Source organism: Shewanella sp. AC91-MNA-CIBAN-0169, assembly GCF_040310165.1.
GTDB lineage: Bacteria > Pseudomonadota > Gammaproteobacteria > Enterobacterales > Shewanellaceae > Shewanella.
Genome location: NZ_JBEOPM010000108.1, coordinates 1 through 273, shown reverse-complemented (window position 1 = coordinate 273; position 273 = coordinate 1). Strand labels below are relative to the sequence as shown.

The 273-nt window shown below is 39.2% G+C and carries 1 protein-coding gene; it reads left to right on the top strand.

Annotated elements, in window-relative coordinates:
* Positions 1-64 precede the first annotated feature (64 nt).
* The coding region (locus tag AAEY98_RS22315) for a calcium-binding protein (protein WP_351019766.1) at positions 65-273 on the top strand (209 nt) is incomplete at its 3' end.

Below are 273 nucleotides of genomic sequence, written 5' to 3'. Positions count from 1 at the left end.
GCATGGTGTAGACGAAATTATCTTTAGTAACGGTATTACTTATAATCAGGTTGGATCAGGGTTGATGAGCTCTGGTAATGATCTCATTTTACGAGTCAATGGTGATGTCAGCAATCAAGTGACTATCAAAGATTACTTTAGCAATGGTGACAGCATTATTGAAACCATCAGTTTTGAGACTGGTGGTAGCATCTCACACGAGCAAATTTTTGGACTGTTTGGTAAAGCGATACCAGAAACCACATCTATTGACGATACAGTACCAAGTACACC